The sequence below is a fragment of the Marivita sp. genome, from assembly GCF_051859345.1.
Classification (GTDB): Bacteria; Pseudomonadota; Alphaproteobacteria; order Rhodobacterales; family Rhodobacteraceae; genus Marivita.
Window position 1 is genome coordinate 34,266 of sequence record NZ_JBHYFV010000015.1, and the last position, 18,070, is coordinate 52,335.

An 18,070-nucleotide genomic window follows, 5' to 3' on the forward strand; every position below is an offset into this window, starting at 1 on the left:
ATCCGCCGATAGATGCGCACAGCTCTGTAGGAACGGGTCCGAGCAATGCAGCGGGATTGTCGGGCCGATACCGGGACGCACGCGATCCGTGGGCACCGGCCAGTTGCGCAGCGCCTCGCCGCAAACCGCCATCGTGCTGTCCCAATCCGGCAAGGTCATCGCCGCAACCGCGTCTTTCAACGGGCCATCAAAACTGTCCAGCAGGCCCGGCAACGCCTGATAGATCGTCTGGTCCGCGATCATGGGGGCCACGACCGCCCGCAGGCCGACGTCATGATAGGCATGGGCCACCGCGTGGGTGCCATCAACCGTGGGTCCGGGCAGTTCGATGAACAGGTCGAAACAGGCGGTGCAGCCTTTTCGGATCAACTCGACTGCCGACAACTGGGCACAGAGCGTCAGATCGTCATGGGTTCGACCAAGGTTCAACCAAGCGGACCCGGACAGGAACGTCTCGAGAATGGCATCGTCCGGCACACCGCCGCGCGCCAATGCGCCGTGCGAATGGGTGTGCCCGTTGACGAGGCCGGGAATGATGATGCGTCCATTCGCATCCATCGATTTGGCATCGGCGACCGTTTCACCCTTTGGCAGAATGGCCGCGATCAGGTCGCCCTCGATCAACAGCGACACATCGGCAAAGCTGTCGTTCGCGACAAGAACCTGCGCGCCCTGGATCAAAGTCTTGGTCATTTGTCCGCGACCCCCAGACAGAAAACATGCGCCAAAGCGGGGGCCCTGGCGCATGTGGCTTGCATGGCTCAGTTCAGCGTCACTTCGAAGGTGCGCGTGTCCATCGGCGGCAGGAACGAGCGGTCAAAGATCTCGGACGCTTCGGGCAGACGGTCAAGGCCATAGCCCTTGGCGACAATCTCGATCGAGCGGGTCAGGCGTTCATCCACCAGATCACCCATGCCGATCTCGGTCACTTCGGGCGCGTTCATCAGGTTGGTCAACGCAAATTCAAGACGGGCACGCTCGAGTTCGGGATCGACAAGGTTGTCGAAGGCCATGATAGCCTCGACCGAACTGTCCTGGTTGGCCGCGACTTCCATCGTGGCCTTGTTTACCGCGCGGACCAGACCGGCCACCGCTTCGGGATTTTCGGCCAGCATTTCGCGCGACACCATCAGACCGTTGGAATAGAGGTCCATGCCGTAATCTTCGAAGTTGAACCAGTTGTAGTCGTTCGCCGGGTCCTGACGGTTGGCGATCAGGTTGAACCAGCTGGTCGAGGTGAACACGAACGCGCCGTCGATGTCACCGCGGATCATCATCGGTTCTTGCAGGTTCGGCGCCATGTTTTCCTGCGCGACCTTCTCAAGGTCGATGCCGTTCAGCTCGGCAAAGACCGGAAACAGGCGGGTTGTCGGCGTGCCTTGCGCACCGCCCAGCGTCTTGCCCTCGAAATCGGCGGGTGCTTCAATGCCTGCGGTCTTGGGTGTCACGATGGCGAAGGGCGGGCGGTTCCACAACTGGTACACCATCACCGGTGCTTCTCCCGGACGGGCGGCGGCGTTCTGGATGATCGCGTTGATGTCTCCAAAGCCAGCATCATAGGCACCGCCCATGATGCGCGTCACGGTCGCGGCCGATCCTTCGCCCTGATCGATGGTGACGTTCAGACCCTCTTCCTCGAAATACCCCTTGTTCAAGGCCAGAAGGAAGGGTGCGTCGGATCCTTGGGTCTTCCAGCCAAGGGTAAAGCGGATATCGGTCATTTCCGCCAATGCGGGGGCAGCTCCGGCCAGCAATGCGACGGCGGCACCGAACAGGGAATGTTTCATGAGGTCATCCTTTTTGATTGGAGGGACGTTGAGGGAGTGTGTTCAGGTGATGGCGATGTCATTGCCGCGTGTGGCCCAGCCCGTTACCCGGCGCTCCAGTATGGAGAACACGGCGTAAAGCGCGACACCCATCAGCGCGAGGATGATCAGCCCGGCAAAGACCAGCGACACCTGGAAGTTGGACGAGGCGGTCATCATGACGTTGCCGATGCCCATGTTCGACGCCACGGTTTCCGACAGCACCGCGCCGACGAAAGACAGCGTGATCGCGACCTTGAGCGAGGCGAAGAAATACGGCATCGCGCGGGGCAGACCGACATTCCAGAGAATCTCGGTCTTGGACGCACCCAGCGTCTTGAGCACGTCTTCCAGTTCCGGTTCCGTCGTCGCAAGCCCTGTGGCGATGTTCACCACAATCGGGAAGACGCAGATCACCATTGCGGTCAGCACCGCAGGCGTTGTGCCCGACCCGAACCAGAGCACGAAGATTGGAACAACCGCGACCTTGGGGATCGACGAGAACCCGACAAGCAAGGGATAGGCCACCGCATAAGCGATCTTCGACGTGCCGACGATCACTCCCAGGGTCACGCCGATAATGACCCCGAGCGAGAACCCGAACAGCGTCGAATAGAGCGTTTGCAGGATATGCGGCCACAGAACCGGGAACCGGGTCCACATGGTCACCAGGATTTCGGAGGGGCGCGGCAGGACGAGGTCCGACACGTTCAGAACGATGCACAGAACCTCCCACATCAGGAAAAAACCGATGATCAGCGACGAGGACAGCAGACGGATACGTTGGGAGTCGGTCATGGGGCGTCCTTATGTGCTTCGGACTTGCGCGATCAGTTCACGCAAGCCTTGGGTCATTTCGACAAATTCGGCGCTGTAGATCATGCCGATGTCGCGCGGCTGCGGGATGGTCACCGGCTCGTCCGAGATGATGCGACCGGGACGCGCGCTCATCACGCAGATGCGGTTGGCCAGATACCCGGCTTCGCGCAGGTCATGCGTGACCAGAAGAACGGTTGGTTTGCGGTCGAGATAGAGGTCCTGCATGATCTGCCACAGCTCTTCGCGGGTGAACTGGTCCAGTGCGCCGAACGGTTCATCCAGTAAAAGTAGATCAGGTTCGTGGATCAGCGCGCGGCACAGGTTCGACCGCTGCAACATGCCACCGGACAATTGCCACGGGTAATGGTTGGCAAACCCCTGAAGACCGACCTGTTTCAGCAGCGCATGCACCCGGTCACGGAACGCCCCGGTCTTGTCTTTGCGATAGGTCTGCTTGAACGGCGACACGATCTTGAGCGGCATCATGATATTCCGCTCGATCGTCAACCAAGGCAGCATGGTCGGGTTCTGGAACGCCATCCCGATACGCAGTTCCTTGGCCTTGGCTTCTTTTCCGCCGACCAGAACCAGACCGGAACTGGGCTGGATCAGGTTGCTCACCAGCTTGAGTATCGTGGATTTGCCACAGCCAGACGGTCCAACAAGGGCAAGGAAATCGCCCCTCTCCATCTTGAGGTTTGTGGGCGAAAGAGCTGTGACTGCCTTGTCGCCGGACCCGAAGACAACAGAGGCGTCCTGCAGTTCCAACGCCGGTCTGGAATGTACGTCTGCAGGTTTGGCCTGCTGCGTGGAGGGAGCGGGTATGTTGGCTGTCATGTTCATACCACAGCACTTGCGGCGGTGACTTTGAGATTAGGAAGTCGTTAAGTAAATGAAAATTGAATTATCTTGAGGCTGCCTTTTTATCAGGCAGTTTTTAGCTTGTCTGAGCAAGAATGCTGCATATGCGGAGGTATACAATCTCTTGTCCAAGCCTCGCTCAGGAGGTCGATTCGGCCACCGAAACTGCGCTTGTGATCATGTCCACGACATGCTGACGGCGCTCGTGCCGCCACTCTTCGCCTGAGATGTCGCGACCGAATGTGGCTGACAATGTGTGCCCAGCGTTGATGTGGTGCGCGCTCAGGGCAACGATGCTGACATAGAGTTGCAGGGCATCAATCCGGGCCCGAAACAAACCGTCGGCATGGCCGCGTTTCAGGACATCCGAAATCTTGTCGAGAAACGGGGCCGACATCTTTTGGATTTCTGGCATTTGGGCGATGAAACGCCCGCCCAGCAGGTTCTCGCTGCGGGTGATCGACAGGAATACCGTATTGCCTTGGAAGTAATCGAAGGTCAGCTTGACCAACCGAACAATCGCCTGATCTGGCGGCAGGGCTTCAAGTTGCAGTTCCTCCTCACGGGCGCGAATCTCGGCGTAGATATGACGCAGCACAGCCAGATAGAGGCATTCCTTGTTGTCAAAGTAGTGATAAATCAATCTTGGATTGCAGCCGGCGCTTTGCGCGATTTTCTGCACCTTGGCCCCGTCATATCCATGGGCGGCGAATTCTTCCAATGCCGCAGTGAGGATCTCGCCCTTGGTCCGTTCCGGGTCGCGTGACCGAATGGAGGTTTGGCTGGCAGAAGACTTTTTCATGCAGCAGCGCTAACACCAGTTTTGCGTGTGTCAAGATTGAAGGCCGTCCCATCATCGCGTTCAGCCTGACCAAGACTTACGCTTCGATCATCTTATTCAGCAACGCAGAGTTCGTTCCAAAGGCAGAAGCCTTGGGGTTCAACCTGCGTATGGAATTTCAAGTGCGAGAAATTGATCAGCGGTGGGACGACCTTGTTCGGGGGATCATCCATGACGATCTGGCCCCTTTGCCAAGGAAACGGGAAAGCCATGTTGTGTCGCACCAAGAAAACAGGCTGCGGGCCTTGGTCCCCTTTGGGTCAGCGGTCCGCCTGACTGTCCAGAACGTTCTCAATCTCGTTCAACAGGTCCTCGAGCAGGGCGCGAGAATCGTGCCAGTCATCTTGAGAGCGAACACGAGTCATGGCGGCATCCGTTCTTTCGGCCAATTTTCCCAACGCTGCAAATCCAAGTGTTGATGCGACGCCGGCGATCTTGTGAGCGCGCTGTGCGATGCCTTCGACAAGCTGGGGCTGTACGCCGGTTTGATCTATGTTCAGCGCAAGTGCTTCGATTTCCAGACACCGGTCTACAAGACGCGATACAAAGCTCTGGCGAATTTTCGATAGCTGGAAAGCAAGCTCAGGAAGCTGACCATGTGCTGCCATGCCCTGTGATGTTTGCGGGTTCAAGGCAGGATCAGCCAAAATGAACCTCGCGATCATGGTGGTTCTTGGCCAAGGCAAGTGCTTCATCAATCAGGCGTGCCGGAGTGGTCAGGTTCGTGGCGCGACATGTGGTTGCTGGTCCAACCGACACCATGGGCAGACGGATTTGCAGTTCATCATAAACCCGCTGAAACTCTGCGATATACCCAAGAAGTTGGTCGCCAAATGCGGAATTGTCACGTTCTCTGCGCTTGGGCAGCAGGCAGACAAAATCACCACCGCCCTTATAGGCGATCATCTTGGCCGAGAATGGCAGGCAATCGGAAATACATGTGGCGACATCCAGCATCACGTCGCCGAAAACAGCCCCACCCTCCATGTCGTAGATTTCGCGGCCGTTGGTGACATGTACGCCAACAGCAAACACCGAAAGCGCGCGGAACAGGCCCAGGGCGTTCAGGTAGTTCTCCATCGCCAGGACATCTATGCCGCCGTCAATGTGCTTCATCGGGATGCTGTCATGGAATCCGTAAGACGGATTTGCAGTTATGTGAGACCCCGAACCCATGCGCCCGGCCTCGTTGCGAAGGCGCTCGTTGACCAAAAGCTGCACAACCCCAAGTCGGCTTTTGGTTTCGGTCTTGTCGACCGGCTTGGTCAGATAATCCGTCGCACCGGCTGCAAACGCATCGTCGATATAGGATTTGTCGGACATGACTGTGTTCATCACGATCGGCACTTCGGCGTAACCATCCCGCGCCCTTATGTGTCGACACAGCTGAATGCCGTTCATTTCAGGCATCTGGATATCCAGAATGCAGCATTCAAAGTGATGGGACGACGTCTCGATCAATTCGAGCGCATCCTGTCCTGACAGTGCCGTGGTGACATCAGAATAGCCAAGTTCGCTCAGCGTGTGGAGAAAAAGCGCGAGGAAATCGGGATCATCGTCGACGGCCAGGATTTTCATATTTCACCTATTATTATTGGGTTGCCGAGCCACAATTCTTGCAGCCCTTTTCTTGAGGATGTTGTGTAAAGGTGACGCAATTATGGCTTTGCACCGATACATTCTCTGCAACCTTACGTTTTGCAGTTTGCGATCTCTTTTTCGCGCTTGGCCCAGACGGTGCGGATTTGTGATCCAAGTGTCATTGGGTCGAATGGCTTGGTGAAAACATCAAGCGCACCGCCTTCCAGCAGCTTTTTGGACATCTCGTCTTCCGCTTTGGCCGTCATGAAGATTGCCGGAATGTCGCGGTGACGCTCATTTGATCGGACGATGTCGAACAAGTCCGGTCCGGTCATGCTTGGCATCATGACATCCAGCAACAAAAGTTGCGGCTTGACGTCGTCCAGCATTTCCAGGGCCTTTGGGCCGGAGTTGCATTGATACAGGTCGAAATTATCAACCAACTGCAATGCCATGCGTGCAATTTCGAGGATATCCTCGTCATCATCGACATGCAGAATTGTCGTAAGTGTCGTCATTGTGCCCCTCAAAACCTTATCGCGCTAGACTGCCATCAACATGCGCGTGTCCAGCGCCACACTGGTGTGTTTTTCCAATTCGAAGTAGAACGTGGTTCCTTGACCAACCTCGGTGTCGAACGCGATCCATCCACCATGACGCTGCACGATCTCGCGGCAAATCGTCAGGCCGAGACCGGTGCTCGGGAACGCTTTGCTTTGCCTGTTTTCAACCTGAATAAAGCTGTCGAACAGGGTGTCTCGGGCATCTTCCGGAATGCCCGGCCCGCGATCCTCGATGCAGATGCGCCAGGTGTCGCCGCGGTCAATCAGTCTGAGGGTGACGTCAGCGCCTTCAGGCGATAGTTTGGCAGCGTTCGACATCAAATTCGACATCACCTGTATCAAGCGATCTGGATCCGCCTTTGCCAACGCGGCCTCGTTCGGTGTTTCGACAACGAACGCCACCTTGCATTCGTTCGCATAGGGCGCATTCGCTTCGGCGGCTTCGTTCAGAATGTCCCGCAGGTCAACATCCTGGGTGCTGATACCAAGGTCACCCGATTGCAGCTTTTCAAGCGTGAGGATGTCATTGACGATGGCCAAGAGTCGTTCGCTGTTGCGATGTGCCACACCGATCAACCGGCTCACATCCGGACTGAGTTCACCCATGACACCGGATTCCAGCAACCGCAGTGCGCCTTTGATTGACGTCAGCGGTGTGCGGAGTTCATGGCTCACCGTCGAGACCGAGCTGAGTTTCAGCTGTTCGGCCTGCTTGCGTTCAGAGATATCCCGCACGACGGACACAAGATTGCGTTTGCCATCGACGTCTTCGACAAGGTGGGTCAGGACTTCCACCGGGCCGGTTTGGTGTTCGAATTCAAACACAACAATCGGAACTTCGCCTTTCAACAAAGGATCTATGTAGCGTTTGAACAGGTGCAGATCACTTTCGCCAAACAGACTCATGATGGATTTCGCGTGCAGGTCATCATCAGTCCATCCGGTCCGAAGCCTGAAAGTCTTGTTCGCATAGCTCAATTTGAACGTGTCCGGATCGTAGATAAAGACCCCGTCCGGCAATGCCTCAAGGACGGCTTTCCGACCCTGTTCCTCGCTGTCGGCCAATACCGCCGAAACATCGGTGCGGATCGACACCAGGTGATTGATGTTCCCGTATTCGTCCAGTTTTGGAAAAATGGTCGTTTGAACAATGACGTTCTTACCGAACTTGTCGCGTAGCCGCTGACAGCCTGACCAGACCTTTCCATCCATGATGGTCATCAGGATGTTGTCGTAGGCCTTCTGATCGACATCACTGCCATAAAGGATTCTCGGCGTTTTGCCGATGATCTCGTGGGATTCATACCCGAACGTGTCAGTGAATTTTTGATTGATCGCAGAGATGTTGCCGTTGCGATCCGTCAGGCTGACAATGGTATGTTCTTCCAGCGCCCGCTCGTGCAGCGTGATCGCCCGCGATTTTGCTTCAAGGCGGTTTCTGACGCGGTTGCTGCGCATGACGTTAAGAATACTGGCGATAGCGGCCGTTGCCAGCAGGATCGCAGCAGAGGCCAGCGAGAATTGGTCGATTTCGGGAGCGAAGTTCAAAATCCAATGGGTGAAGAAGAACAACGCAACTGCGACGGCTATTATAAGACTCCAATCCGCATAGGACCGAAACAACGAGGGTTGGATGCTAATGTTCTTCATATTCTGTCCCACACACTTACACTTGTGGTCAATGCCACATAGATACTGTGTTAATCATGATGAGAACTTGACCCGAGAATTCGGCGTGAATGCGGCAGCCAGATATTTAAAAAAAGGAATTTCCGGGGTCGAGCGACCTTAGGCTGCGTCGTCCGTGACAAGCGACAGGGCTGGCAACTGAAGTCGGAAAACGCTGCCTCGACCTTGCACACTATGCGCTTCGACAGTGCCATTATGAAGCTCCGCCAGCTCTTTCGAGATCGGCAAGCCCAGTCCAATGCCACCATGTTCGCGCGCCTGAGAGGTGTCCAATTGACCAAAGCGTTCAAAGATGATGTTCATCTCATCTTCTGCGAGGCCGTTTCCCGTGTCCTCGACATCAATCCAAACGGACGAGTCTGACTCTCCCAACCGGACCGTAACATGCCCTTCAGGCGTAAATTTCACGGCATTCCCGATAAGGTTGAACAAGATTTGTCGGATGCGCAACGGGTCCGCAAAGACCTTTCTGGCATTGCCTTCAAGATGAATCTGCAGATTTTTCTGTTTGGCCATAGGTCTGAACTGTTCGGCAACGGTTTCGCAGATCGGTCGAAGGCACAGCTCTTCACATTTGAGCTGTAGGGTGCCTTCTTCAATGGCGGCAAGATCCAGGATGCCGTTGATGAGCTCCAACAATTGTTGCCCTGACAGATTGATCTGTCTGGAAAAGCGGCGCAGGTCGGACTGGTGGGCATCGAACCGTGATTTGATGTCCGATGTATTGCCACTATCCAGTGCGGACAGTAAATTTTGATAGCTCGGTAGCTTCTCTGGATCCGACAAGAAGGCATTGTAGCCCATGACAACGGTCAATGGCGTGCGCAGTTCATGGCTGATGGTGTTCAGGAAATCTGACTTTGCCGCGCTCGCGGCTTCCGCCTTGTCGAGGGCTTTCTTGAGAGCCGTGATATCGACACGGAAACCCACTGTGTGACCACTCGGGGTAAGGCGTTCGACAACGCGAATCCAGCGACCATCACTCAAGCGCTGTTCCATGGGTTGGCCCGGCGAGCGATGCAGTTCAAGACGATCGGCCAGCCATTCGTCTTCGCGCCCCAATGCTTGTTCATATTGGCCATTGGCCAAACCAAATCTCAGAATTTCCTCGAAGTGAGTGCCCGGCACCATCGCTTGGGCTGATGCGCTATACATCCGTTTGTAGCGATTGTTGCAGACGATCAGGCGGTCGTCCTCGTCAAACAGGGCAAAGCCATCGTCCAACGCTTCGATCGCTTCCAGAAGTTGTGTTTCGGCACGTTCACTTTTTGCAAACACCCAATCGAACGCCCGCATGATGACCATTGCCAAAACGGCGAAGGCGGCCACGGCTGCCCAAATCCTTGCAGAATTCGGTGCCTGAACTGCCCATCCATCAAGGGGGACCACTGAAACTACCCAGTCGATTCCGGCCACCTGAACTGATGCCTGAACCGGGTGTTCACCTTCAAGGTTTGGACGTCCATACAAATGCTCGCCGCTCCGGGTTTCCACCGATACCGCAAGGCTTTCTTCGAACTGGGTGAAGTGGCTGGCAGAGAACAAGAGGGACGCATCCATGACCAATGAGACAACACCCCAGATCGAACTGGCATCACCATTGTCACCCGGCGTCAGGACAGGGCTGCGGGTGATAAAGCCATGTCCACCCTGAACAAGGTCGAATGGCCCATCCACAACCGTGGAGTCTTCGAGCAAGGCGGTCTCAACGGCCACCATGAATTCGGGATAGTCTCTGAGGTCAAGACCTATCGCAGGACGGTTTGGCTCAAGAGGATAGACGTATTCGATGACCAGGTCCGGGGCCGCAGCAACATTGATAACCTCTTCGACGTTGCCCACCAGATTGCTGACAATTCGCGAGAAAAGATCACGAGGAAGCTGAGGCTCAGCGACAAAGACAGCCGCAATTCCTTCGGTGATAAGTACCTTTTCATTGATGGTCTGCTGAAGTCGAGACGCGATTGATGCACTGGTTTGGGTCACTTGCAGACGTTGATCGGCAAGATGTTCTTGTGAACTCAGTGCGTTCAGGCCGATCCCCACCAAAAGGGCGACGGCGATGACCACAACATATCGCGAGAGTGTACGAAGCATATCGCCCCATTTTTCCGAATTTTTTTCTCAACGGTGGTCATGGATACTTGTACAAGATAAATGGACTTGCTCGACGGAAAATTGCCGATGATGATGTTGCAGACTGACGTTTTGCAGTCAAAGGTTGCCCAAGCGTAAACCATCGCAACCAGAAGATATTGAGTCTATTTTGCACCGTTTCCAAGTGCGTGACCGCTGTCTTGGGCATCTTTCGCGCCCTTGTTTTGGGTCTCGTTCGGTGTATGGGTGTCATCTTGAATGTGCGCGTCTTGCCTGAGCGGTCTTTCTCCAATGCCGCCAAATGTGTAATTCCAATCAGGCGAGGCTTTCATACACTCATTGGGCGCGTATCGCAAACAAGATCGGCAATCTGGGTCTCTGAGTTCTGGCGACAAGCCCGTCGGCGCTCAGACGCAGATGTTGGTAGACAGACGGACGCTGCCGTCAACCTGTGTGGCAGGTCGGCTTGGCGCCTTCAGGATGAACTGAATGACTGGGCGCCGGGTAGAACGTATGCAATCGCTGCGATTGCCGGGCTGTCATTCCGAATTCCGGACGTTTCGCGCTTCAAGACATCGCATCCAGGCCGTCGCGAAAGTCGTTCCAGCCCGCATCGACCGAGGAGGGTGCATCGCGCCATTGGGTCAGGGGCTGACCGGTCACCGGATCGGCCGCCGGGATTGGCAGTGACATGATAAGCTTGGCTGCGGCGCGAAAGTCATCGTCACTCACGAATTCCTCCTGGATGTTGTCCCAGTCGCGTCCTTCGGGATAGCCGCCGATCACCATGACGTCGTCGGAATTTCCGATCATTGCGTGCGAAACTCCGGCCGGCATCACCACAACGTCGCCCGCCTCGACCCGGACCTTCGTCCCGCCTTTGCCAAAGAGCTCGAGTTCCATCCACCCCGAGGCGACGCCAAGGCATTCATGGCTCGTGGAATGGAAGTGGTGGTACAGGTAAATCCCCGGATAGTGCCAGTTGTTCAGCCAGCCGTTTTCGCGAAAGCGGGCACGCACGGCATCGCTGCCACCGCCGGGCACTCCAGCGCGATGGATGAGAAGCGGAAAGCGGCTGTTCGGTGCGCGTCCGTTGGGCATGGACTGCAGTTCTTCGATGGTTCCAGTCATGCTGATCCTCCTGGAGTCTGGTTGCCATAGTGAGACCAAATGGGGCGGCCTGAGCCGCCCCGATCTGATGGTTCAGTTTCCGCCCCATGCTTCGGGATAGTTCTCCATCTCCTCGCAACCGCACATCGCGTAGTGCAGTGGCGGCATCGCCGGATTGACGAAGTCGTCAAGGTTGTCCTGCGTGATCGCTGGTTGCGGCAGCACCCATTCCGGACCCGGCAGTGGCTCACCCTCGATCACACGCGCTGCAGCAATGACCGCAGTGCGCCATTGGTAGGTCGGGTAGGTCGGAGCGATGGCCGTCAGACCCTCGTCCTGCCATTTGCGCAGAAAGTCCTGCTGATCTTCGCCGACGAACACCGGAATCTCGTAACCGGAATCCTCGAACGCCTCGATGGCAGCGACAGCTGTGGCACCGGCATCCATCCAGACGGCGTCGATATTGCCGCGCATGAGGTAGTCCTCGACAATGGACTTGGTCTTGGCGTTGTCTCCGTCGGTAAACTCTGCACCGACGATGTTCATGCCTGCCTCTTCCAGAACGCGACGGCCTGCCGAATAGCGGGTTTCAAGCACGTCGACACCCGGCAGGATGCGCAGCATCAGGACATCAGAGCCTTCGTCCACCGCACCCGCGATGAATTCCGCACCCTGGATACCAAAGCCGTAACCGCCAACCGGATGAATGAAGGACACCGGGCAATCCGTGTTGACGCCCCTGTCAAATACGATGACTGGCATCGCTTCGCAGGCACGTTCAACGGCAGGTGTCAGCGCTGCCGTGGTATTGGGCGAGACGATCATCACATCGCAATCTCCACCCGCCAGCAGATCGTCGATATCCGCGATCTGCTTGTCGTCCGAGCCTTCTGCGTCGACGTGGATGAAGTCCCCAATGGACTCGTGGTTGGCGACTTCCTCGGTCATGTTGGTATAGCCGACGACCCGCCACGGATTGTTGACCCCCGCGTTCGAGAAGCACACCGTCGCCGGGGCATCCAACCCAAGGTCGGCCGTTTCGACCATCTCGCCACCGATATGCTGTAGCCAGGGCTGCCCGTCCGGGCCCATTGGTTCGGCCTGCAGCTGCTCTTGCTGCTTTGCAAATTCCGCAGGGTCGTCGAAGTTCTGGGCGTACACGGGCGTAAGGCTGAGGGCCAGCGCTCCCGTCGCCATCAGGATATGTTTCATCTCTCTCTCCCTATCGATTGGGGGCCGCTCGTGGCGCGCCCTCAGGTTCCCGTCTGTTTCCTTCTGTGCATGGCGAACGCGACAGCCGCGATCAGAATGAGTCCCTGCACCACCTGCCGGACGGGTTGCGGCAGGCCAAGGAAGTTCAGAAGTGTAAAAATGGCGGTCAGCGCCAGAGCGCCACCGATGGCCGCCGGGACCGAGCCGCGACCGCCCAGCAACTGCGCCCCCCCAAGAACAGCGGCGGTGATCGCCTGCAATTCGTATCCCGAACCGACGTCAATCGACACGCCCGCAAAACCGCCCAGAAGGATGCCTGCGATGGCCCCGGACAGACCGGAAAGCATGAACGCAGTGATGCGCACCCGATTGACAGCCACACCGGCAAGGCGGGCCGCGACCGGATTGTCCCCGATCGCGTGGACCTGTCGTCCCAGATTGGTTCGGTGCATCAGCCAGGCAAAAACGCCAGCGACGACCACAAGTACGATGACAGAGACCGGGATGAACCCGACAACAGGCACGTCGCGAATGAGTTCGCGTCCGAAAAAGCGGAACGTATCGGGCAGGTAACCGCGCGGCGCGCCCCCTGACCACAGGAAAGCCAGACCATTGAGCGTGATCATCATGCCAAGCGTCGCGATAAGTGACGGCACGCGCAGGAAGCACACGATGAGACCGTTGATTGCGCCGACACCCAGCCCGATCCCAAGCATGAGCGGAATAACCCAATACGTCGCCATCGGATCGTTGTTGGTCAGCATGGATGACCCGACCACAACCAGCGTGATGACGGATCCGACCGAAAGGTCAAAGCCGCCAGACACGATGACGTAGACCTGCCCCGCAGCAAGGATCGCCAGAGGAGCAGCGCGTTTGAGAAAGTTCATATAGCCGGTCGGCTCTATGAATCTTGGATTCATGAAGATGATCGCGACCACCAGCACCGCCAAGAGAACCCAGACAGGATTGATCTGCGGCAGGCGGCGGCGCTTCTCGGCACCCGGCGTGTCGGCCTTGTCCGTCATGCCACGATCCTCTTCGAGCGAATGGCGTAAAAGGCGACCGCTGCCACGATGATGATGCCGCGCAGGACCTGCTTTGCGAAACTGTCGACTCCGGCGATGTTGAAAACTGAATCGATCAGCGAAAAGATCAGCATTCCAGCCATCGTGCCCCAGATGCCGCCACGTCCGCCGGCCAGAACTGTGCCTCCGATCACCACGACGGCGATACTTTCAAGGTCATAGACCCCGTCGGACCCGATCCAGGGGGCGCCGGACCGCAATCTGGAGGCCAGGTAAAGACCGGCAATAGCGGCGCAGACCGAGCAGATGACATGGGACAGAACGACAATGCGCCCGGTTTTGATACCCGCGAAACGTGCCGCCTCTTCGTTGCCGCCGACCGCGTAAATGTCCGAGCCGAACTTGGTAAAGCGCAGGACCGCCCATGCCAGAACGGCAAGGGCCATGAGGAACAGAAGCGCCACTGGCAAGGGGCCGATTTCACCATAAGCGAAGATCTGGAACGCTTCGGGCACCTCGCCTGCAAAGTTGGAAACGAAGGCGGACAGGCAGCCCTGAATGATCAGGCTCATGCCCAGTGTGGCGATCAAGGGGTTCACTTTCAGACCGACCACCACCAATCCGTTTGTCACACCCACGATCCCGCCAAATGCGATCGCGGCAAGGACAGCCGGAGCAATCATCGCCGGTGAGCCATCCATGATGACCGAGGCCAGAACGGATGTGGCCGAGATCACGCTTGCGACGCTCAGGTCGATGGACGCAACAAGGATGACGAATGTCTGGCCAATCGCGGTGATTCCAAGGGCGATAGAGCGGCCTAGAATGGTGATGAGGTTGTCAATACTCAGATATTGCGCCTGATCCGTGGCTAGCGCGATCACAACATAGATCAGGAAAGCGCCACCCAGCAGGATCAGCGGCGCCCAGCGTTCAAACCGGAATCCCGTTTTCCGAGGCGCGGTGGCTTCGACTATACTCATGCGGCGACCTCCGTCTGTCCGGTCGCGGCATGCATGACCTCCTGTTCGCTTGCACCGTGCGGGAACTCGGCCGCGATCCGGCCCTCTTGCATCACAAGCACGCGGTCAGCAGCGCCAAGCACTTCGGGCAGATCTGACGAAATCATGAGGATTCCGGCCCCGTCCCGCGCAAGATCCCGCATCAGGTGATAGATGCCCGCCTTCGAATTCACGTCGATGCCACGGGTTGGCTCGATAAAGATCAGGAGCTTCGGGCGCATGGACAGCCAACGTGCAACGATGGCCTTCTGTTGGTTTCCACCCGACAGGGATCGGATGTCCTGATCATAAGATGCCGCCCGGATTTCCATGTGGTCGAGCAGCCCATCCATCCGCGCTTTGTCCACATGGACGTTGCGACGATCGCTTGACCATAGCGGCGCGAAAGCGCGCGAGGTCAGCATGCCGTTGTCGCGCACCGATTGCATGAGTACGAGCCCCTCACTCTTGCGGTCGCCGGGCAAAAGGCCAATTCCGCCCAGGATCGCGGCACGCGGGGTGCCGAAGGTGACAACCTCACCGTTCAGCATGACCTTGCCGTGTTCGAACGGAGTCTCGCCGAAAAGTGCCATGGCCAAGGCCACTCGACCTGCGCCCTGAATGCCAGCAAGCCCGACGATCTCGCCCGCGCGCACGTCGAGATGAATGTCGTGAAGCACCGCGTTGCCCGCGCCGCGGACCTGCAGAACAGGGTCGCCTACCTCTTCTACAGATGCGGGGGGCGCGTAAAAATCTGCAATGTCCCGCCCGACCATCGCGCGGACAATCGCGTCCGGCGCCGGCACCTCGTCAAAACGCGCCGCCACTTCTCCGTCCTTGAGCACGGTGACGCGATCGGCAAGACGCGTGATCTCGCGCATTCGGTGTGTGATGTAGATGAGGGCAACGCCGCGTTCGCGCAGCGTATCGACAGTGGTGAACAGTTCTTCGCATTCCGCCTCGTTCAAGGCCGCAGTCGGCTCATCCATCACCACGACGCGCGCGCCAGTCGATACCGCCTTGGCAATCTCGACGACTTGTTGGGTGGCAACATCCAGATCGTCGACCAGCCGGTCCGGATCTATGCGCCCCGCCGCTGCAAAAAGCGCAAGGACTTCTTTCGTCTCCGCACGCATCCTGGCCGTGTCGATCAGCCCCCAACGGGTGCGTGGTTCCCGCCCCAGAAACAGGTTTTGCGCCACGGTTCGTTCCGGAAGCAAAGAGAACTCCTGGTAGATCACTGCGATTCCAGCATGCCGAGAGTCGACAGGATGGGCGAAATGCACGGCGTCTCCGCTGACGTGAACCTCACCCGCGTCGGCATGGTAGACACCCGACAGAATCTTGATGAGTGTGGACTTGCCCGCCCCGTTTTCGCCCACCAGCGCCTGCACTTCCCCGGCGCGGACGTCGAAACTGACGTCCGACAACGCGCGCACGCCCGGAAAGGTCTTGGTAATGCCTTTCATCTCGATGATGGGGTCGGTCATGCGGCCTCCCACGTTCCCCGGATGAAGTCATGCGATTCAGTGAACAGGGTCTCGAAATCGGGAAACAATGGACGCCAGACCCGCGTCGCGGCAGCCAGTTCCGGCACACCTGCGCCGAAGGCCTCGACCACCACATGTCCGTCAAAGCCGGTCGCCTTTGCTGCCCGGAACACCGAAATGAAGTCGATCTGACCGCGTCCGGGTATGCCACGGTCATTCTCCGAAACATGCAGGACGTGCATCTTGTCCCCGAGGTGCCGAATGGCGGCGACCTGGTCCAGTTCCTCGATATTGGCATGGAAGGTATCGAACATGATGCCAAAGGCCGGATGATCGACCCTGTCGGCATAGGTGCGCGCCTGCTCCATCGTATTCAGAAAGTAGGTCTCGAAACGATTGAGATGTTCGAGGGCCAGCAGGTATCCGCCCCGCGCCGCCCGTTCGGCCATCGTCCGGTGCGCAAGTGCTGCGCGTTCAATCTCGGGTTCGGTCGGACCCGCGCCGGTAAAGTGCCCGATGGGCGCATGGAAGGGGCCGCCGACGGTTTCGGACCCCAGTGCCTCGGCGCAGTCCTGAATCCACGAAAGGTGGGCAAGCCCGCGCCTTTGGATGTCGATGTCGTCCGATAGTGGGTTCGCATCTACCTCTGGCACAATTGAGGTCTGCGCGCGCCCCAATCCGAACGACGCGATCCGCTCTCCCAGCCAGGCGTAGTGATCCGGCGCGCCACGCATCACGGGCACTTCGACATGATCAAAGCCGATTTCGGCAATCCGCTCGATCTGGGGCAGGTGGGACTCGTCAATATGCCCGCCGAGACAGAGAAGGTTGATCCCCAGTTTCATGGTGTCTCCCATGCGCTGTCATTGGATGAGGACCGCACACAGGCGTCGATGAACCGCATCCCGTCCATCCCGTCGGCGATGGTGGGAAACAGCAGGTCACCGGGAACCGCGCCGCCACGCCGATGCGCGTGGATCGCGCGTGCGGTCTCGGAATACAGGTTTGCGAAGGCCTCAAGATAGCCTTCCGGATGCCCACCCGGAACGCGGCTCATTCGGGCGTTGGCCTCGGTTGCGCCAGCACCGTTGCGGGTCAGCAGGCGCTTGGGTTCACCGAAAGGCGTGAACCACAGGGCGTTTGGGTCCTCCTGTGACCAGTCGAGACCACCTTTGTCGCCATAAACCCGAAGGCGCAGCGCGTTTTCGTTGCCCGGCGCAACCTGGCTGCACCAAAGCATCCCCTTGGCCCCGCCCTTCCATCGCAACATGACATGGGCATTGTCATCAAGCGTCCGGCCGGTGCCAAAGGCGTCAAGATCCGCAGCCAGCCGGTCAAGCGTCAGTCCCGAGACGAAACAGGCGAGGTTATAGGCATGGGTGCCGATATCGCCGATCGCACCGCCCGCGCCGGACCGCGCGGGGTCCACCCGCCATTCGGCCTGTTTGCCTTGGGCGGGACCGGTCATCCAATCCTGAACATATTCGACGTTCACCAGCCGAACGTCACCCAATTCGCCCTCGGCGATCATTTGGCGGGCTTGCCGGATCATTGGATAGCCGGTGTAATTATGTGTCAGCATGAAAAGCGCACCCGATGTCCGGGCAGCTTTTTCCAGCCGTTCCGCGTCTGCCATCGTGGATGTCAGCGGCTTGTCGCAGATGACGTGGATTCCCTGCTCGAGGAACGCGATGGCGGCCGGGGCGTGGACATGGTTCGGGGTCACGATGGCAACAGCTTCGATCCCGTCATCGCGTGCGGCCTCGGCTTGGGCCATTTCGGCAAAGGTGTCATAGCCACGCGCCAATCCCAGTACTTCGGCGCTTGCGCGGGCCTTTTCTGGTGTGGAACTCAACGCCCCCGCTAAGAGAGTGTAATGCCCGTCAAGCCGCGCGGCGATCCGGTGAACGCCACCGATGAAGGCATCATCGCCACCGCCAACCATTCCGAGTCTGATCGGTGCCTCAGCCATG

General features: G+C 57.9%; 17 protein-coding genes. All 17 read right to left on the bottom strand.

Annotated features, from left to right (window positions below):
- Positions 1-693 (bottom strand): amidohydrolase family protein (locus ACTIEN_RS11595; RefSeq protein ID WP_439523299.1); only part of this gene is annotated, 693 nt, incomplete at its 3' end.
- A 68-nt stretch (positions 694-761) separates the two neighbouring features.
- Positions 762-1,787 carry an ABC transporter substrate-binding protein gene (locus tag ACTIEN_RS11600; protein ID WP_439523300.1) on the bottom strand — a complete coding sequence of 342 codons (1,026 nt, stop codon included), beginning with the start codon at positions 1,785-1,787 and terminating at the stop codon, positions 762-764.
- Between the two features lie 42 nt (positions 1,788-1,829).
- Positions 1,830-2,603, bottom strand: a complete 774-nt coding sequence (locus ACTIEN_RS11605) for an ABC transporter permease (protein WP_439523301.1) — start codon at positions 2,601-2,603, stop codon at positions 1,830-1,832.
- Positions 2,604-2,612: 9 nt separating this feature from the next.
- Positions 2,613-3,461, bottom strand: coding sequence for an ABC transporter ATP-binding protein (locus ACTIEN_RS11610; RefSeq protein WP_439523302.1), 849 nt, complete (start codon positions 3,459-3,461; stop codon positions 2,613-2,615).
- Positions 3,462-3,624: 163 nt separating this feature from the next.
- Complete coding sequence (locus tag ACTIEN_RS11615; RefSeq protein WP_439523303.1) at positions 3,625-4,287, bottom strand: TetR/AcrR family transcriptional regulator; 663 nt, start codon at positions 4,285-4,287, stop codon at positions 3,625-3,627.
- A 299-nt stretch (positions 4,288-4,586) separates the two neighbouring features.
- On the bottom strand, positions 4,587-5,021 hold the full coding sequence (locus tag ACTIEN_RS11620) for an Hpt domain-containing protein (RefSeq protein ID WP_439523304.1): 435 nt from the start codon (positions 5,019-5,021) through the stop codon (positions 4,587-4,589).
- On the bottom strand, positions 4,966-5,904 hold the full coding sequence (locus ACTIEN_RS11625; protein ID WP_439523305.1) for a response regulator: 939 nt from the start codon (positions 5,902-5,904) through the stop codon (positions 4,966-4,968). Before ACTIEN_RS11625 ends, ACTIEN_RS11620 begins: the two co-directional genes overlap by 56 nt.
- A gap of 113 nt (positions 5,905-6,017) precedes the next feature.
- Positions 6,018-6,425 (bottom strand): response regulator, encoded by a 408-nt coding sequence (locus tag ACTIEN_RS11630; RefSeq protein WP_439523306.1) that lies wholly within the window; start codon positions 6,423-6,425, stop codon positions 6,018-6,020.
- Positions 6,426-6,449: 24 nt separating this feature from the next.
- Positions 6,450-8,120, bottom strand: coding sequence for a PAS domain-containing sensor histidine kinase (locus ACTIEN_RS11635; protein ID WP_439523307.1), 1,671 nt, complete (start codon positions 8,118-8,120; stop codon positions 6,450-6,452).
- Between the two features lie 138 nt (positions 8,121-8,258).
- Entirely contained in the window at positions 8,259-10,205 is a 1,947-nt protein-coding gene (locus ACTIEN_RS11640; RefSeq protein WP_439523308.1) for an ATP-binding protein, read from the bottom strand.
- Positions 10,206-10,823: 618 nt separating this feature from the next.
- Positions 10,824-11,387, bottom strand: coding sequence for a cupin domain-containing protein (locus ACTIEN_RS11645; protein ID WP_439523309.1), 564 nt, complete (start codon positions 11,385-11,387; stop codon positions 10,824-10,826).
- 72 nt (positions 11,388-11,459) lie between these two features.
- Positions 11,460-12,578 (bottom strand): substrate-binding domain-containing protein, encoded by a 1,119-nt coding sequence (locus ACTIEN_RS11650; protein WP_439523310.1) that lies wholly within the window; start codon positions 12,576-12,578, stop codon positions 11,460-11,462.
- A 41-nt stretch (positions 12,579-12,619) separates the two neighbouring features.
- On the bottom strand, positions 12,620-13,606 hold the full coding sequence (locus ACTIEN_RS11655) for an ABC transporter permease (protein WP_439523311.1): 987 nt from the start codon (positions 13,604-13,606) through the stop codon (positions 12,620-12,622).
- Positions 13,603-14,589: an ABC transporter permease gene (locus tag ACTIEN_RS11660; RefSeq protein WP_439523312.1), complete on the bottom strand. Its 987-nt coding sequence runs from the start codon at positions 14,587-14,589 to the stop codon at positions 13,603-13,605. Before ACTIEN_RS11660 ends, ACTIEN_RS11655 begins: the two co-directional genes overlap by 4 nt.
- Positions 14,586-16,097, bottom strand: a complete 1,512-nt coding sequence (locus ACTIEN_RS11665) for a sugar ABC transporter ATP-binding protein (protein WP_439523313.1) — start codon at positions 16,095-16,097, stop codon at positions 14,586-14,588. Before ACTIEN_RS11665 ends, ACTIEN_RS11660 begins: the two co-directional genes overlap by 4 nt.
- Positions 16,094-16,942: a sugar phosphate isomerase/epimerase family protein gene (locus tag ACTIEN_RS11670; protein ID WP_439523314.1), complete on the bottom strand. Its 849-nt coding sequence runs from the start codon at positions 16,940-16,942 to the stop codon at positions 16,094-16,096. The genes ACTIEN_RS11665 and ACTIEN_RS11670 overlap by 4 nt, the downstream gene beginning before the upstream one ends.
- On the bottom strand, positions 16,939-18,069 hold the full coding sequence (locus ACTIEN_RS11675; RefSeq protein ID WP_439523315.1) for a Gfo/Idh/MocA family protein: 1,131 nt from the start codon (positions 18,067-18,069) through the stop codon (positions 16,939-16,941). The genes ACTIEN_RS11670 and ACTIEN_RS11675 overlap by 4 nt, the downstream gene beginning before the upstream one ends.
- Between the last annotated feature and the right edge of the window lies 1 nt (position 18,070).

Coding starts and splice junctions, on each gene's coding strand:
- ACTIEN_RS11600 (WP_439523300.1), bottom strand. CDS start 1,787: ATGAAACATTCCCTGTTCGGTGCCGCCGTCGCATTGCTGGCCGGAGCT.
- ACTIEN_RS11620 (WP_439523304.1), bottom strand. CDS start 5,021: ATGAAGCACTTGCCTTGGCCAAGAACCACCATGATCGCGAGGTTCATT.
- ACTIEN_RS11615 (WP_439523303.1), bottom strand. CDS start 4,287: ATGAAAAAGTCTTCTGCCAGCCAAACCTCCATTCGGTCACGCGACCCG.
- ACTIEN_RS11665 (WP_439523313.1), bottom strand. CDS start 16,097: ATGACCGACCCCATCATCGAGATGAAAGGCATTACCAAGACCTTTCCG.
- ACTIEN_RS11630 (WP_439523306.1), bottom strand. CDS start 6,425: ATGACGACACTTACGACAATTCTGCATGTCGATGATGACGAGGATATC.
- ACTIEN_RS11610 (WP_439523302.1), bottom strand. CDS start 3,461: ATGACAGCCAACATACCCGCTCCCTCCACGCAGCAGGCCAAACCTGCA.
- ACTIEN_RS11635 (WP_439523307.1), bottom strand. CDS start 8,120: ATGAAGAACATTAGCATCCAACCCTCGTTGTTTCGGTCCTATGCGGAT.
- ACTIEN_RS11675 (WP_439523315.1), bottom strand. CDS start 18,069: ATGGCTGAGGCACCGATCAGACTCGGAATGGTTGGCGGTGGCGATGAT.
- ACTIEN_RS11625 (WP_439523305.1), bottom strand. CDS start 5,904: ATGAAAATCCTGGCCGTCGACGATGATCCCGATTTCCTCGCGCTTTTT.
- ACTIEN_RS11660 (WP_439523312.1), bottom strand. CDS start 14,589: ATGAGTATAGTCGAAGCCACCGCGCCTCGGAAAACGGGATTCCGGTTT.
- ACTIEN_RS11605 (WP_439523301.1), bottom strand. CDS start 2,603: ATGACCGACTCCCAACGTATCCGTCTGCTGTCCTCGTCGCTGATCATC.
- ACTIEN_RS11645 (WP_439523309.1), bottom strand. CDS start 11,387: ATGACTGGAACCATCGAAGAACTGCAGTCCATGCCCAACGGACGCGCA.
- ACTIEN_RS11650 (WP_439523310.1), bottom strand. CDS start 12,578: ATGAAACATATCCTGATGGCGACGGGAGCGCTGGCCCTCAGCCTTACG.
- ACTIEN_RS11655 (WP_439523311.1), bottom strand. CDS start 13,606: ATGACGGACAAGGCCGACACGCCGGGTGCCGAGAAGCGCCGCCGCCTG.
- ACTIEN_RS11670 (WP_439523314.1), bottom strand. CDS start 16,942: ATGAAACTGGGGATCAACCTTCTCTGTCTCGGCGGGCATATTGACGAG.